Consider the following 15403-nt stretch of genomic DNA (forward strand, 5'->3'; position numbering starts at 1 on the left):
TGTGGTATACAAACAAAAAAAGCGCTCTCAGCGCTATCTCTATGGCATCGGTAATATTTCAATTACTTTACCATATACATTTTTGGTCCACCCATTCAGGCGTCCTCGGTTATTACCGATCAGCAATCCTCGTTTAGCATTTTTTCCTTTGACCAAATGCGTAAAACAATTCCCTCTTACTTTACAAAAAACAATATCTCCTGCTTCACAATCTTCCCAATCTACGGGTTCAAGAATTACAGGTTGTTTTGATTTTAAGATGGGTAACATAGAATTACCAGGTTCTTTGGAGACAATAGTCTCACCATTCAATAGTTTTTGAATTTTCCAATTCATCATACATAGTTTTAAAAATTAAACATAAATTCATAAACTATGGAGTATGGTTTTATACCAAAGAACTTGTGCAAAAGTAGGTATTTAACTTGAATTATCCATGATCCTTAACCAATTATCAATCTTATCGAAGTAAATCTACAACTTAAAAATCCCTAGAAAGTGCCTGTACTAGGCCCTTCGATAAACTCAGAGCAGACCAGTTGAAATATGTTTATAATTCTACATCCTTAACTCTCCTCCTATACAAAAATATCATCAAAAACATAATTCCTACAATACCCAATCCTAAAATCCAATATAGTTGGGTATCGTTATTAAACTGCATTGCAGTAGTATCACCTACCAGGTAAAATCCTCCCCAATAAAAAGGATCGGTACGATTGATATTAGCTGTGCTTAGGTATTGTAGTTTGGCCTGCTGTAAGGCTTTACCTTTATGCATTCCTGCCTTAAGATTGGTGTAGAAATATTTCATTAACTCTGGTGTGGTTTGATCTGATACCTCCCAGCTGGTAAGTAACAAACTTTTGGTTCCTGCATACTGAAAAGCAGTCCCCAAACTCATAATCCCTTCTCCTTTGGCAATCTTACCACTACCCGTATTACAGGCACTAAGTACGGTGAGTTCTGCAGGGATATCCAGAGCGAACAGTTCATGGCTATAGAGCAGGTTGTCTTCTATGGTGTCTTTACTCTTGGTAAAATAGAGTTTAGAGTTCTCTGGGCGTTCATTATCTACCTCTCCATGTAGTGCCAGGTGTAAGATGTTGTATTGACCTGCATTGCTCTTAAAATTAGCTTCTATAGCTTGTGATCCAAAATAGTATTGCCCATCGATGATATCAGAAATAGCTTTGATCTCTTTACGAGTTCCCGGTAGATCACCACCAGTATCTCTTAGTGTAGCCATACTCATTGTACGGGTTTCTGTAGTTTGAGTACTATCTGAAAAAGAAAACGCCAGACATTCTTGTAATGGTTTAGTTGTCAAATCACTTTTAAAAGTAGTAAACAACAGATTTGCAGAATTGGCATAAGTAACCGCATATTTCTTAAGTAAATACGATAAGAGAGCTGGATTATTAGAATCGTCTTTTTGAGTGAGCAATAACTCAAAGTTAAGATGCCATAGCGGTCCATCGGGGATTATGATCAATTGATCCCCGACTAATTTATCTTTAACCGGTGCTATAAGTGTATTATACAAAGCATATGCTTGTTGTTTATATGCTCCTGTGTTTTTGGCAATAATACTTTTACGAAATGCCTCGATTTGCTCGGTAAGTTTTGGAGTCGATAGTTCTTGTACACTAATATCATGTTTAGAAATCGTAAAAGCATAGGTGATACTATCTGCAGTAAAGTATTCTAATAAAGTAGTTTCTTGATCTAACTTTTTTTGAATATCGACAATTGAAATTACTTTGTCATTATACTTTAAATGGTAATATTTAGGGTAGTTCTTTTCTAATACCTCATTTAATGAATCTTGCTTCCTGTTTATACTAAATAATTTATTTTTGAATTCTATTAATTTACTTGATTCAGATTTTTCTTTTTGGATTTTTGATTGATAATAGGATCTGTCAATTTTTAATTTTTTTTCGAATTTTATTATCTTTTCAGGTAATCCTGAAAACCTTTTAGAATCATTATTAATCAATTCTATTAAAGTGTTTGCTTTACTTTTTTCAGAAAAATAAAGAACATCTTGTAAATCTAAAATATCATTATTGTACAGCAACAATGATCCTTCTATTGCAATCTTATTAATATCTTTAGCCTTTTTAGAAAAAAATACTTTGTCCTTGTAATTCGTATTATGAAACCTTGCAAAACGTATCAAAGAATCCGAAATTTTACATTGTTTCTGGCTTTTCAAAAGGTTATTCGTATTCAAACTTTTTCTGTATGCCAATAAATATGCTTTAGCTTGCCCTTCATAAGAACTCAATAAAACACTATGATTCAAAAAATTAGAAAACTTTACTTCTGTTGAAGAATTAGATCTTTGGTTTGATTCAACTGCTTTTTTGAAGTTAGAAATAGCCAAAATATAGTTATCATTAGCCAAATTAGCATTTCCTATTAGGTTGTAAATATGAGATACTCTAGGGTTATTTTCTCCATATTCACTAATTCTTATTTCTAAAGCATCTTGAAGGTATTTTAAGGCAAGATCTATATTCTTACCTCTAGTATATAATTGACCTATTTCTTTATAACTATTGGCAAGAGATACATGACTTCCTTTATATCTTTTGTTTTTAATCTTTAGGGATTTCATGAAAAATTGAAGCGCTTTATCCTTTTCATCTTTAAGCATATATACTGTTCCTAAGTTATTATAACCATCTGCAATAGCGATATGACTTTCCCCATAAACTTTTTCTTTTAAATCAATTGACTTTTTTAAACACTCTATTGCTTTTATATAGTTGTCCATTTCTATATAAATAAGCCCCATTTTGTTATAAATAAAAGCAAACTCTCTATCGTCTTGATTGTTTTTTTCTAATAGACGAATGATTCTCCGATTGAAGTCAAGAGCCATATTCAAACGTCCTGTAAAATAATATATACTGGCAAGATTATAATAAACAAGATAAAGGTCTAAGTGATCCTCTCCTAACTCCTTTCGGATCATTTTCGAAGTCTTCACTAATATTTCTGACGCCAGGTCATAAAACCCTTGTTCTTTGTATGAATTGGCCAGATTAACATTAACTTTTCTTAGTTTTAAATGGCCTTCACCAAAAAAAGATTTTTCAATAGCTAATACTTTATTTTGATACTTGATTGCAGTATCGATTTCTCCCTTAATATAATGATATATTCCCAATTTACTAATAGAAGAACTTGTTTGCAAATTGTTTTCGCCAAAATATTCTTTCCTGATGTTAAGACTTTTTTCAAAATTATCACGTGCTTGTTCGAAATTCCATTTTCGGAGATGATAATGCCCCTTTATATCATAGATATCTGCTATTTTATAATGACTAGATCCATGATGTTTAGTAATTAAAGCAAGTGCCTTTTCAACATTTTTTCTTACGTCTTCATACTTACCTTTATAAATATTTATCCTGGCCAAATTAATATAGAAATTGTATAAATCTGAAGGGTATTGAAAAGCTAGTTTTTCTCGAATGTTTAATGCTTTTTTATAATATTCTTCGGCTTTTTTATTATTGGATTTTATGTAATAATAATAATCTCCTAAATTATCCAGAACTTTTGATTTTTGCTGATCTAATTTATGAGTATTACATAAAGACAATGCCTGTCGCATAGAAGACATTGCCTTTTCATCTTCAATTAAAAAGATGTAGTTTGATGACAATCCGTTATAACAAGCTACAACACGTTCCTGGGCTTTGGCTTTTTCATAAATAGACAAAGCTTTTTTAAAATAAACGATAGAACTATCTGAATACCTATGTACCAATAACGAATCTGCTTTTTTATAGTATTGAAAAGCTAGCAAAGTATCATTTGTTACTTGTGCATGAGTAGCCTGTAACGATAAAACACACAAAATAATAGAGAAAAAGGAGGTTAGAAAAATCGATGCTAATTTTTTCATAAGAGAGCTTTGATCAATAAACGAAATTATAGTTTTATATTTTATCACATACATAGTTCTATCTCTTTAAAGAGAAGTGTACTGTTCTAAAAATAGATCATCTAAAAAGTATGCTCCTCTATAGATGATCTTTGGGTAGGATTGATAACAAAGATATAGGTTTATATCGTCTCCTTACTTATTTTTTATTCTTGCTTATCAACAGATTCAATATGAATTTTGTTTAAATACATCACAAAAAAAAACAGTCAACCTATGGTTAACTGTTTATACTATATCAATGCTAAATTCTTATTAATTCAATTGTTCTTTTTTAATCTTGGTCATATCTTTTTGCATCAGTTTATCGATCAATGTCTGATACATCTCTTTTGGTAAACCACAAGCGATCAGATATTCTTTCATAAGATTTTCTTCTTCTTTTTCGATAGCTCCATCTGCCAATAGTACTACAGCTGCTTGCGCCAAAATATTAATTAGTGCCTCTGATGATAGTTCATTTCGTGCTTCATTAAGGAAATTAAACACCTGATTATCTTGGTTACCAGTTGCTTTTATATTTTGATGTATCGCCATTAATTCTTCCTCCATTTCTGGTAATCCTTCTATAGCGTCCATGATTTCGCGTTCTTCTTCTGCAGCAAAATCTCCATCGATAATCGACATATGCGTCATCGAAGCTATAAGCGCTTTGGCAAATACTAATTTTACCCGTTTTTGATTCTCGTTAATCTCATCCTGAGAGCGTTGTAAAATCGTTTTTATACTTTCGTTATAGGCACTTTTACAGCTGTCACATTGATAAAATCGATCTACTACATCTAATGGGATCATGGGAATAAAAAATAAGGTAAACCATCTGCGATATAGCTTATTTACGAGATTTCCATTATTACAATTTGGACATGAATTTGATAAAACAGGACTTTCACTCACCGTGTGTTTTAGTCCTCTTGTTCCGAAGATAATAAACATAACTATGTAGGTATTTATAGATTTAAGGTATTTTAAAGATACTATAATATTCTAAACCTCCTAATAATCAAACTACTATCCTTGTATTGCCGAACCACTTATGGCAAAAATCAAACCCAGATTATCAATGTCGTTTAATTAAACATAAATTCAAAAACTATGGAGTATAACTCTACCAAAAAACGTGTTCATAACACGTAGTAAACATATCTATTATATAAGAACTTAAGCTATATTTGGACTGGAGTAGCAGGAGAGGTTATGTTTTTTTGCCAATATACTGATATAACACCGCCTGTGACTAGAATTTACTGGAATATAGAAACAATTCATGCTATGGTTTATTCACTTTTTTGGCGATACCACATTTTCTCCGAACAGTTCTTTCGGCGAGGGCTGCGACATTTCTGGCCCGATCCTCAGAGCCTCCGTCTTTAATAACCTCATTATATATTGTTTTGTTTTCTATAAGACCACGTAGGATACAGGTAAAACCTGGGCTGTCTTTACCTCTAAAAGGATTCTTTTTTTTGGGTTTTGCGATCAACTCCCCGAACAAGCGATCTTTTAATACTTTATCTTTTTGGACTTCTACTACCAACGTATATAGGACATTTTGATCTTCTGGATCCATATCATTCACCTTATCCAAGGCATTGGAATATTCATCATTGGTGAAATTAAAATATTCATAGATGTCTAAGTAGTTGTTTTCTCCTTTTTCATCTTCCTGCACCTCTTCTTCACTTTGTATTTCTTCTTCATTCTGGTACCCTTCTTCGCTTTCCTGGCTTACTCCTTTGATCATGGATACTATTAATATAACAAAAATGGGTAGCCTCTTCATTTGTTCTAAAGTTTTAAATTAATTGGTATAATAAACGTTTGGTAACGTCCTTTTGTTACTTGCTTTCCTTATTTTTATATTTTTATATAAAAACAGTATGCTTTTTCATTATATGCATAATTAAGGATTTTATTTTTGTTTACTAAATACGTGGCATGCTTTTTGGTTTTTATCAAATAAATTACCTATTTTGAGGCAATTTTTAAGGTTATTTTAACAATAAAATAAATTTTATCACGTTCTGATAACCGGTGTAATTAACCTATAAACTATAATACATTATTTTAACACCCAAACATTATGAAAAAATTATTTCTACTTGCATTTGTACTATGCGCAGGATTATCACTTCAAGCTCAAGAAGATTGGAAAACCCAAAAAGTTGTATTTGATAGGGTATACTCCTTAGCTACTGATCTTGGTGAACAAACTGATAAAGTGGCTGCAGCAGGTAATGTGATTTCTGTTATTACTGGTAAAGGAACTATATCGGTACAAAAAAAATTAGATCCATCTAAACCTAAGCATTTAAATCACTTTGAATATCATCTATTGACTACTGCAGGTAAGGATATTTTATTAGATAAAATGAATGCTGAACGTGTGATTGAAACTTTTCATGCCAAGCTTTTAAAACTAAAGACATCATTAGCAGAGAATCAAGATGTTGATGTAGAGAATATTTTGAAGGATTTATTTAATTAAAATACAATTCTTTTTCAAACAAAAGAGCGACACAATGTGTCGCTCTTTTTATATTTAATTACTTCTTATATATCATTCAACAGCTTAGTGATTTCATCCAATTTTGGAGTTAGGATCACTTCTATTCGTCTGTTTTTACTTTTTCCTGTACTATTATCATTAGAGGCTACAGGGGCAAACTCTCCTCTACCAGCCGCAGTAATGTTTTGCGGGTCAATTTTCTGGTTTTGCAACAAAATATTTACAATGGCAGTAGCTCTCTTGGTAGACAAATCCCAGTTACCAGATAGCTGCCCATTTCCTGTATACGGTACATTATCGGTATGTCCTTCTATCAAAACAGCGATATCGGTATTATCACCCAATACTTTACCTAATTGTTTTACCGCTTTTTGTCCTTGGGCTCCTACTGCCCAACTACCAGATTCGAACAGTAGTTTGTTTTCCATAGAGATATAGACTTTACCATTACGCTCTTCTACAGTAAGACCTTTGCCTTCAAAATTTCGTAGTGCTTTGGATATTGCATTTTTAAGCGCCTGCATTTTGGCATCTTTGGCGGCAATCAATCCTTCTAATTCATCTACTCGTTTAGAACGAGAAGCCAGATCTCTCTGTAATGCATCCAAACGATTACGTTCTTCGGCCAGAGCTCTTTCTTTTTCTTCCAGTTGTTTTAGCAGTTCTCTGTTTTTCTTACTATTTGCTGCTATAGCCGCCGAACTGTTCTTCTCTAACGCATCATACGAATCTTTTAAGTTTTCATAATTGGCTTGTGCAGCATTATATTTTCCTTGTAAATCATCTCTTTCGGTTTTAACCTTTTGATATTCGGCATCTAATTGTTCTAATGCCTTTCTAGTGGCATCACTTGTTTTTTCTAAAGCTGCTAATTCGTCTTTGGTTTTACGATTTTCTCGCTTCAGACGGGCATACTTGCTTTCCAATTCTTTGTATACTTTAGAAGAAACACAAGAAGTCATAAGAGTACCAACAAGTATAACAGATACAATTCTTTTTATCATTTTATGTTGTTTATGGGGTTACTATATTTTTAATCTCGTCAACAAAATCTACACATCTAATTCGACTACAATAGGGCAATGGTCACTATGTTTGGCTTCTGATAGAATAACGGCTCTTTTTAAATTATCTTGTAAAGGTTGAGATACCATACCATAATCCAAACGCCATCCTTTATTATTCGCTCTGGCATTAGCTCTATAACTCCACCATGAATATTGATGTGGTTCTGTATTAAAATGCCTGAAAGAATCTATAAAACCACTATCCATAAAATTACCTATCCACTCACGCTCTACTGGCAAAAACCCTGATACTTTTTTATTACGTACTGGATCATGAATATCGATTGCTTTATGACAGATGTTATAATCTCCTAGTATCACCAGGTTGGGATGCTCTTTTTTTAATTCATTTATATAGGTTTGAAAATCTGCCATATATTTTAGCTTATGTTCCAAACGATCCATATTGGTGCCACTGGGTAGGTATAAACTCATTACCGATACTCCATTAAAATCAGCTCTCAGGTTACGACCTTCAAAATCCATATAATCAATCCCGGTACCATACTCTACATGATCAGGTTTCGTTTTTGATAGAATAGCAACACCACTATATCCTTTTTTCTGAGCACTGTACCAGTAATTATGTGGATATCCGGCTTCTGAAAACAGATCGAGATCTAACTGTTCTTTATTTGCTTTTATTTCCTGAAGACAGATCACATCGGGGTCAGTTTGCTGTAACCATTCTAAAAACCCCTTGTTTATTGCTGCTCTAATTCCGTTTACGTTATAGGAGACGATTTTCATTGAATTGTGGTTTAAATTTTAGTAAAAATAAAAAATGAAGTGTCATATCGATACATTTTAATCATCTATTATGAATTTAAATTGGTATATAAATCCCATCATATTGTAATAATTTTTTATGATCTTTATAGTAAACAACCACAAATCATGAAAAACATGCTTAAAATGGCCTGCTTGCTTCTACTATTTAATGCATACAATTGTGTTCCTGCAAAGGGAGTAGATGCTAAGAATACTTCGGATTCAAAAAGTGACACTCAACTTATAACATCAAAAGAAATGGTAGAAAAAGGGTTTAGCAAAGGCACTATAGTGAGTAGTAAATCTGAAGGGTGTCCTTATATTCTAAATGTTGAAGAATATAAAGATAATCTGGATCCTATTAATCTTAGTGAGTTTTTTAAAGCCGAGGTTCCCAAACATGTTTGGGTAAAATTTGGCAGCCTTAGAATGGCAAGTAGATGCAACAATGCTCGTCCGGTTTCTATTACAGAAATCAATACACGTAAAGAATAAGTGTATTATTGTACAACAAACCTCGTAGCGTCTGCTTTTCTATTGTTACCAAATCGTGCAAAATAGACTCCTGATCTCGCATAGGACATATCTAAATCGTATACAAATCTACCATTAGCATCTTTTCTCACTATATTAGAAACGATAACTTGTCCTAAAATGTTAAATATATAAAGTCTCGTTTCAGTTTCTGAGCCTGAGTCTGATTTGGTGATCAAGAATTGATTATCGGGTTCTGTAATTACAATCAATCCGGTATCCAGTTCTTTATTTTCTCCTAACTCTACTGTATAGTCATGGGTCGTACCAAAGTCCATCGAACCACATGAATTATTAAGAGGGGCTCCACTATTGGTATTAACATCACCTGCACGAATCCTAAGCAAATGGCTTCCTAACACAGCATCGTCAGCAATTGATATAGTAAACTCCTGATCTGTATTAGCAGCTTCAATAATCTGGTTATCTACCAACAATTCTGATTCTTCAAAAACAATATTGTCATTAAAATCAATCCACATAGATACTCGCTCTGATCCATTATTGTCTGCAAACCCTGTTTGTACGGTTAATGTATAGTTTCCTATAGATCGATTTAAATTGATGGTAAAATCATTCCTGAAATCCTCATACCCTGTATCACAAGTAATTTGAGTATTCGTAACATTTGCCAATTCGAAAGACTTAATTCCGTCCTCAAATCGAGTGCAATTTGATGTTGGTCTACAAAACGTTCTTTCTATTGTTCGGGTAATCATATCGTTCCCCGTATTCTCATCTGTAGCTAAAGCTGTTCCTAATTGAAATTCGAAAGTTCCTGTTCCTGTAATATCTACCAAAGTGGTAAATGTATAACTTGCTTCTGCTTGTGGTTGCAAGGTGCCTGTAAAAACTTCTTCTATTCTGGTTCCGTTATTTAAAGTATAAAAAACCGGAATATTAGTTTGCGCAGTAGAACCAAAATTATACAATGTAACTGTAATTGCTTCTTCAGAAGCTGTAATTCCACTATCAGGAGCGGGGGATAATAATTCTCCTACTCCTACATCAATAGGAAATAAATTATTGAGTGTTACTTCGCTACAATCATTTTCTGGATTAGTATCTCCCGCCGCATTAGTTTCTGCTGTTATAGTATATACTCTTTCTGTACTAAGATCTGCATTGGTAGCAAATGAAAAGGAAGCTGTTCCTAACGGAGCTATAGGACCTGCTAATAACTCATTAACTACTGGCCCTCCATTAATAGAGTATGTAACCTGAATATTACTTTGAGCTGTAGATCCAAAATTCTTAACTGTTACAATAATGTTTTCAGAATTGGTAAAAGTAGCATCATTTCCTGGGGTATCTATACTTACTACTCCCACATCGGTAGTAACTGTACCAGCCACTTTAAAAACACCTACTACATTTCTTGAGTTGTCTCCTGTATTTTCAAAATATTCTGCAATGTGCCAAAATGTTTGATCATCAACAGGGTCTACAGTAAGTTGCGCATAATCTCCATATCGTTGCGGATCTCCTTCGCGTTGTATATCGGTTCCTATTTTGATATCTTGTTCTGCTATGGTCATTGTTCCTAATGGGTCACCTGCAAGTCTACCAGTATATCGAATTGAGGCAAAACTATCTGCACTTGCTCCGGTACTGGTTGTACCCATTGTAGTATATCCCATACCAATATTACCATAAATATCCATAGCCATACTCCCGCACCATGCACTTTTACCATCGGGAGAGGTATAGGTTCCTTCCTGAAATACAGTCCAGGGTTGACCATCTCCACTTTGTCGTAGTTCATACCAACGTATTCCTGCTACATCATCTGCATCTGCATCTATATCTACTACATGATTAAGTACTACAGAGTTATAATTACAAAATCTCCTGTAATTACTGGCAAACATAACTGCACCTTGTAATGCATCAATATTTCGATCACTACCTGGTTGTGGTAAGTTACCAAAAGACCCACCATCAAAAGTAGAGTCAAAAATTGTTACTGCAAGCTCTTCGGCCTCTGTAATTGTTGATTGACTGGGAGAAACCCAGTCTACATCAATTTTCCATAGTTTTAAAATATCCTGATCGACACCTTCCCATTCATCATCCTGAAAATAAACAATTCTCGCATCACCATCGGGAGGTAACGTTTTTCCTAAAGCATTAAATGATGCCGGGCTGTAAAACCCACCTATTCTAGCTCCTGGAAGCGGAAAACCTACCATTTTTACATTTTCTTCTGCTGCTCCCTGTAGCATTTTTTCTCTTTCGATCACAAACACAATTTCACTGGTTTGTACCGAATTCTGATCTTTATTTGCCGTTACATAGTATCCATCAGACCAAATTGAAAATTTTGTGTAATCAGGAAATCCTTCTGTATTAAATCTATATGTAAACCATCCATCATTTACAGGGTCTGGCCCTTGACCTACAGCTACCAAAAATCCGTTTGGAGTATTAGAAAACTGAGTAATCACAAATCGATCTGCAAAACTATCATAAAATACAATTGGATCTCCAAGAGTTTCTCCTGGGAATATATTGGCTAATGATGATGAAGCCACTAACTCATTACCACTTCTATCGTGTATTGCAAAAGCAAAGTTTTTGGCACTTACATAATGATTAGGACCAACAGCTCCTGTAGGATCTGAAGGAGCTCTATTGCTAGAATTTACCTCAAATGTAAGAGAAGGAGCTTTACCAGCTCTCATCATCTGATTGCTCTTTTGTTTTGCAAGTAAAGGATCCATTCCTTTTGGAAAACCTTTTCCCGGAACAATCTTATTCGCATCTGTTCTTCTAGGATTAATCTTACCTTCTCTTGGTTCACCAGGTAATAATTTTTTTCCTGCCAATGGCTCTATTGCCCTCATATAAGCAGCAGTAGTTACCATACTAGCATTCATGGTTTCTTTCTTTTGCGAAAATCCTATGGCAACAAAAAATAGAAAAGAAACTACTACAATTTTCTTTAATAGCATAAGCAATAATTTATATTAAGATCTGGCTCTTTACTTAGAGACTAAAATACAACTAAACTTCAAAATACGATAACCATAAGGCACTTTATCCTTAGTATTGATAAAAAAACGGTTAATTTTAAAAAAAATTATCAATAATTGTCAATGATTATATCTTATCTATGTTTTTATTAAAATAAAAAAGCTGCCTCATAATGAAGCAGCTTTATCATGGAAAACCTATCCCAAAATTATTTTAACCAATACTCGGCATCTGTCTTTTCAGAAATGATGGCTTTAAGCTCTGTAATCGCCACTCGTTTCTGCTCCATAGTATCTCGATCTCGTATCGTAACCATGTTATCTTCTTTAGTATCATGATCTACTGTGATACAAAATGGGGTACCATTAGCGTCTTGTCTTCTATATCGACGTCCAATAGCATCTTTTTCGTCATAAATGACATTAAATTTCCATTTTAGATCATCAACAATCTGTTCTGCGATCTCTGGCAGGCCATCTTTTTTAACCAAAGGAAGTATTGCTGCTTTTACTGGCGCAACAACTGCAGGTAGTTTCAATACCACCCTACTGCTACCATCTTCTAATTCTTCATCTTGTAATGCGGTAGAGAATACAGCTAGGAACATTCTGTCTAATCCAACCGAAGTTTCAACAACATAAGGAACATAGCTTTCTTTTAACTCTGGATCAAAAAATTGTAATTTTTTACCTGAGTGTTCTTCATGGGCTTTAAGATCAAAATCTGTTCTAGAGTGAATTCCTTCTAATTCTTTAAATCCAAATGGAAAATCAAACTCAATATCGGCTGCGGCATTCGCATAGTGTGCTAGTTTATCATGATCATGAAAACGATAGTTCTCTTTACCTAATCCTAGTGATAAATGCCAGTTTAATCGGGTTTCTTTCCAGTATTCGTACCATTTCATTTCTTCACCAGGACGTACGAAGAATTGCATTTCCATTTGTTCAAACTCCCGCATCCTAAAGATAAACTGGCGCGCTACGATCTCATTTCTAAATGCTTTTCCGGTTTGGGCAATTCCAAACGGTATTTTCATTCGTCCCGTTTTCTGAACATTCAAGAAATTCACAAAAATACCTTGAGCGGTCTCTGGTCTTAAGAATAAATCGGTAGCAGATTCTGCAGATGCTCCTAATTTAGTACCAAACATTAGGTTAAATTGTCGCACCTCTGTCCAGTTTTTAGAACCAGTCTCTGGATCAGCAATTTCTAATTCTTCTATTAATGCCTTTACATCTGCAAGATCTTCGTTATCCAAAGATTTTGCCATACGCTGTATAACCTCTTCTTTTTTAGAAAAGTATTTTACCACTCTCGGGTTAGTAGCTACAAATTGAGCTTCATCAAAGTCATCTCCAAAACGTTTTTTTGCTTTAGCGATTTCTTTTTGAGCCTTTTGATTAAGCTTCTCTGCATAATCCTCAATAAGTACATCGGCTCTATATCTTTTTTTAGAATCTTTATTATCAATAAGAGGGTCACTAAAAGCATCTACGTGCCCCGAAGCTTTCCAGGTTGTAGGGTGCATAAATATTGCAGCATCAAGACCAACAATATTCTGGTGCATATTTACCATACTTTTCCACCAATATTCTCTTATATTTTTTTTAAGTTCTACTCCATTTTGACCATAATCATATACCGCACTCAGTCCATCATAAATTTCACTAGAACCAAAAATATACCCATACTCCTTAGCATGGGCAATAACCTTTTTAAATTTATCTTCTTGCTTTGCCATTGCGCAAAAATAACTGAATTTAAATGATTTGAAAACGAATCTGATTTTGTTTTTATTAAAATCTTCATCAGTTGCTAATGCAGGGGTTACTCATCGAAAGTAATTTCTGACAAAAGCATAAAAAAACCGTCATATTTTAAGCAATATGACGGTTTTTAATTCTGTATCTAAAAAAATTATCTTAGTTCAAACTGAGTGTTTGAGATCATTTTTGGTCCAGAGAATACATTTACAATATAGTTTCCTTTAACTAGTTCACCTTCTGCTGCATCTACTAATACACAAACATCCAGTGCTTCATTTTCATAGAATACTTTATTAGTTCCACTATAGGTAAGTGTAGCACTATCAAAGTTTATAGCTATTTTATCTCCTATCAAAACATTATCAGGATTAACTACCTGTACATAAAGGTTTTTATCTCCTTTTTCTGTTAATTTATTTGGTGCAAGTGTAAAACAAACTCTTACTTTTTCTGCTCTACTTGCTTTAGAAGTTGTTGATATTTTACCACTGTTACGTACACGTACTCCTTCTGCTTTGATATTTGCTGCCGTAAGCGCCGAACCTCTTTCTACAATATCAGCAAGTTTACTGTTTTGAGTTTGTAACGAATCTGATAAGATTATTCTTTTATTTAATGCAACAGAAGTACTATCTAAATCTGTAGTTAATTGCGTATTTGCAACCGTTAAACTATCTGCAAGCTTAAACAATCTTTCACGTTCCTTTTTAAGTTTACCTACTTCTCTTCTGTATCGAGAGATCAAAGCCAGATTAGCATCATTATCTTTTACACTATCTAATAAGACTACAATACGTTCTTTAGCCTTAAGTAAATGATCATCCATTACTTCATTAAGAGCAATAGCATTGTCATACTTTGTTATCAATTCTCCTAATTCACTTTCAATAAGATCCTTTTCTTGTTGCAAAATTGCTTTATTTTGCTTCTCTTCGTTGTAAAACTTATACGTAAATATCCCTAGAATAAGTAACAGTGCTCCTAGAACACCGATAAGAATCTTAAGGGTTAAGTTATTGTTTTGAGTTGTCATAATTAAGATTTATAATTTTTGATGGTTATTTTAATAGCTAAATATAATAATTAATGTTAATCTCCCTAATAAAATGCTAAGAGACTTAGCGTATTTATTCTATCCTATATATTGTGCTGCCTGTGACAGCCCTCTATATACTAATGAAAGGTTACTGTGCACTTCTTGCAGACACGAGCTTCCTTTGGGCAATTTCCATAACGTAAACGCAAAAAAAATTGAAAAAGTATTTTATGGTCGCGTCAAAATTGAAAATGCTACTGCTTTATTTGTATTTCATAAAGATAGCTTAGTACAAAATTTAATTCATAACTTAAAATATCGAGGAAGAGAAGAGATAGGAGAAGAGCTAGGAAAATGGCTCGGCGAGGAGTTAATTCAAACATCTGGATACCAGTTTATTGATTCTGTAATCCCAGTTCCTTTACACAAAAAGAGATTACAGGAAAGAGGATATAATCAAGTAGGAAAATTCGGAGTCGAAATTGCCAAAAAACTAAATGCCGAATATGTTGATTCTGTTTTGAAAAAAATTTCCTACAATAAAAAACAATCCAAACACGGAAGACTTAGCAGATGGATAAACACTGTTGAAACATTCGGGATTCAAAATGAGTCCTTACTTGTAAACAAGCATATTTTGTTGGTTGATGATATTGTTACAACAGGTGCAACAATAGAATCCTGTGTAAATGCGTTAAAATCTATTCCTGGTATCAAAATAAGTGTCGCCACAATAGCTATAACAGAGTAATTAGAATAAAGTCTGATATACAATAA

12 protein-coding genes are annotated in these 15403 nt (G+C 33.6%); 3 read left to right on the forward strand and 9 right to left on the reverse strand.

Features of this window, described 5'->3' with window-relative positions:
- Window positions 1-39: 39 nt before the first annotated feature.
- The 4 genes from Z054_RS0101500 to Z054_RS0101515 all read right to left on the reverse strand — a co-directional run bounded on the left by Z054_RS0101500 (window position 40) and on the right by Z054_RS0101515 (window position 5747).
- A complete protein-coding gene (locus tag Z054_RS0101500) occupies window positions 40-336 on the reverse strand; it encodes a phage repressor protein (RefSeq protein WP_206538787.1) in 297 nt (98 codons plus the stop codon).
- Between the two features lie 214 nt (window positions 337-550).
- The gene (locus Z054_RS0101505) at window positions 551-3925 is read right to left on the reverse strand and encodes a CHAT domain-containing protein (RefSeq protein WP_161635228.1); all 3375 of its coding nucleotides are present in this window, start codon (window positions 3923-3925) and stop codon (window positions 551-553) included.
- A 294-nt stretch (window positions 3926-4219) separates the two neighbouring features.
- Entirely contained in the window at window positions 4220-4900 is a 681-nt protein-coding gene (locus tag Z054_RS29800) for a TerB family tellurite resistance protein (protein WP_024768338.1), read from the reverse strand.
- A gap of 334 nt (window positions 4901-5234) precedes the next feature.
- Window positions 5235-5747, reverse strand: a complete 513-nt coding sequence (locus tag Z054_RS0101515; protein WP_152538425.1) for a hypothetical protein — start codon at window positions 5745-5747, stop codon at window positions 5235-5237.
- Between the two features lie 300 nt (window positions 5748-6047).
- On the opposite strand from Z054_RS0101515, the gene Z054_RS0101520 reads away from it, so the two are divergent.
- A complete protein-coding gene (locus Z054_RS0101520; RefSeq protein WP_024768340.1) occupies window positions 6048-6452 on the forward strand; it encodes a hypothetical protein in 405 nt (134 codons plus the stop codon).
- Between the two features lie 65 nt (window positions 6453-6517).
- Here Z054_RS0101520 and Z054_RS0101525 read toward each other — a convergent pair whose 3' ends face one another.
- Window positions 6518-7477: an OmpA/MotB family protein gene (locus Z054_RS0101525; RefSeq protein WP_024768341.1), complete on the reverse strand. Its 960-nt coding sequence runs from the start codon at window positions 7475-7477 to the stop codon at window positions 6518-6520.
- 48 nt (window positions 7478-7525) lie between these two features.
- On the reverse strand, window positions 7526-8290 hold the full coding sequence (locus Z054_RS0101530) for an exodeoxyribonuclease III (protein ID WP_024768342.1): 765 nt from the start codon (window positions 8288-8290) through the stop codon (window positions 7526-7528).
- 147 nt (window positions 8291-8437) lie between these two features.
- On the opposite strand from Z054_RS0101530, the gene Z054_RS0101535 reads away from it, so the two are divergent.
- Window positions 8438-8806 (forward strand): hypothetical protein, encoded by a 369-nt coding sequence (locus tag Z054_RS0101535; protein WP_024768343.1) that lies wholly within the window; start codon window positions 8438-8440, stop codon window positions 8804-8806.
- A gap of 5 nt (window positions 8807-8811) precedes the next feature.
- On the opposite strand, the gene Z054_RS0101540 is transcribed toward Z054_RS0101535, so the two are convergent.
- From Z054_RS0101540 to Z054_RS0101550, 3 genes are all read right to left on the reverse strand, one after another.
- Window positions 8812-11799, reverse strand: a complete 2988-nt coding sequence (locus Z054_RS0101540) for a T9SS type A sorting domain-containing protein (RefSeq protein ID WP_024768344.1) — start codon at window positions 11797-11799, stop codon at window positions 8812-8814.
- Between the two features lie 230 nt (window positions 11800-12029).
- A complete protein-coding gene (locus Z054_RS0101545) occupies window positions 12030-13565 on the reverse strand; it encodes a glycine--tRNA ligase (RefSeq protein WP_024768345.1) in 1536 nt (511 codons plus the stop codon).
- Window positions 13566-13741: 176 nt separating this feature from the next.
- The gene (locus Z054_RS0101550) at window positions 13742-14623 is read right to left on the reverse strand and encodes a hypothetical protein (protein ID WP_024768346.1); all 882 of its coding nucleotides are present in this window, start codon (window positions 14621-14623) and stop codon (window positions 13742-13744) included.
- Window positions 14624-14696: 73 nt separating this feature from the next.
- Between Z054_RS0101550 and Z054_RS0101555 the strand changes: the two genes are divergently transcribed.
- Window positions 14697-15377, forward strand: coding sequence for a ComF family protein (locus Z054_RS0101555; RefSeq protein WP_024768347.1), 681 nt, complete (start codon window positions 14697-14699; stop codon window positions 15375-15377).
- Window positions 15378-15403 lie beyond the last annotated feature (26 nt).

It is taken from the genome of Aquimarina macrocephali JAMB N27, assembly GCF_000520995.1.
Lineage (GTDB): Bacteria > Bacteroidota > Bacteroidia > Flavobacteriales > Flavobacteriaceae > Aquimarina > Aquimarina macrocephali.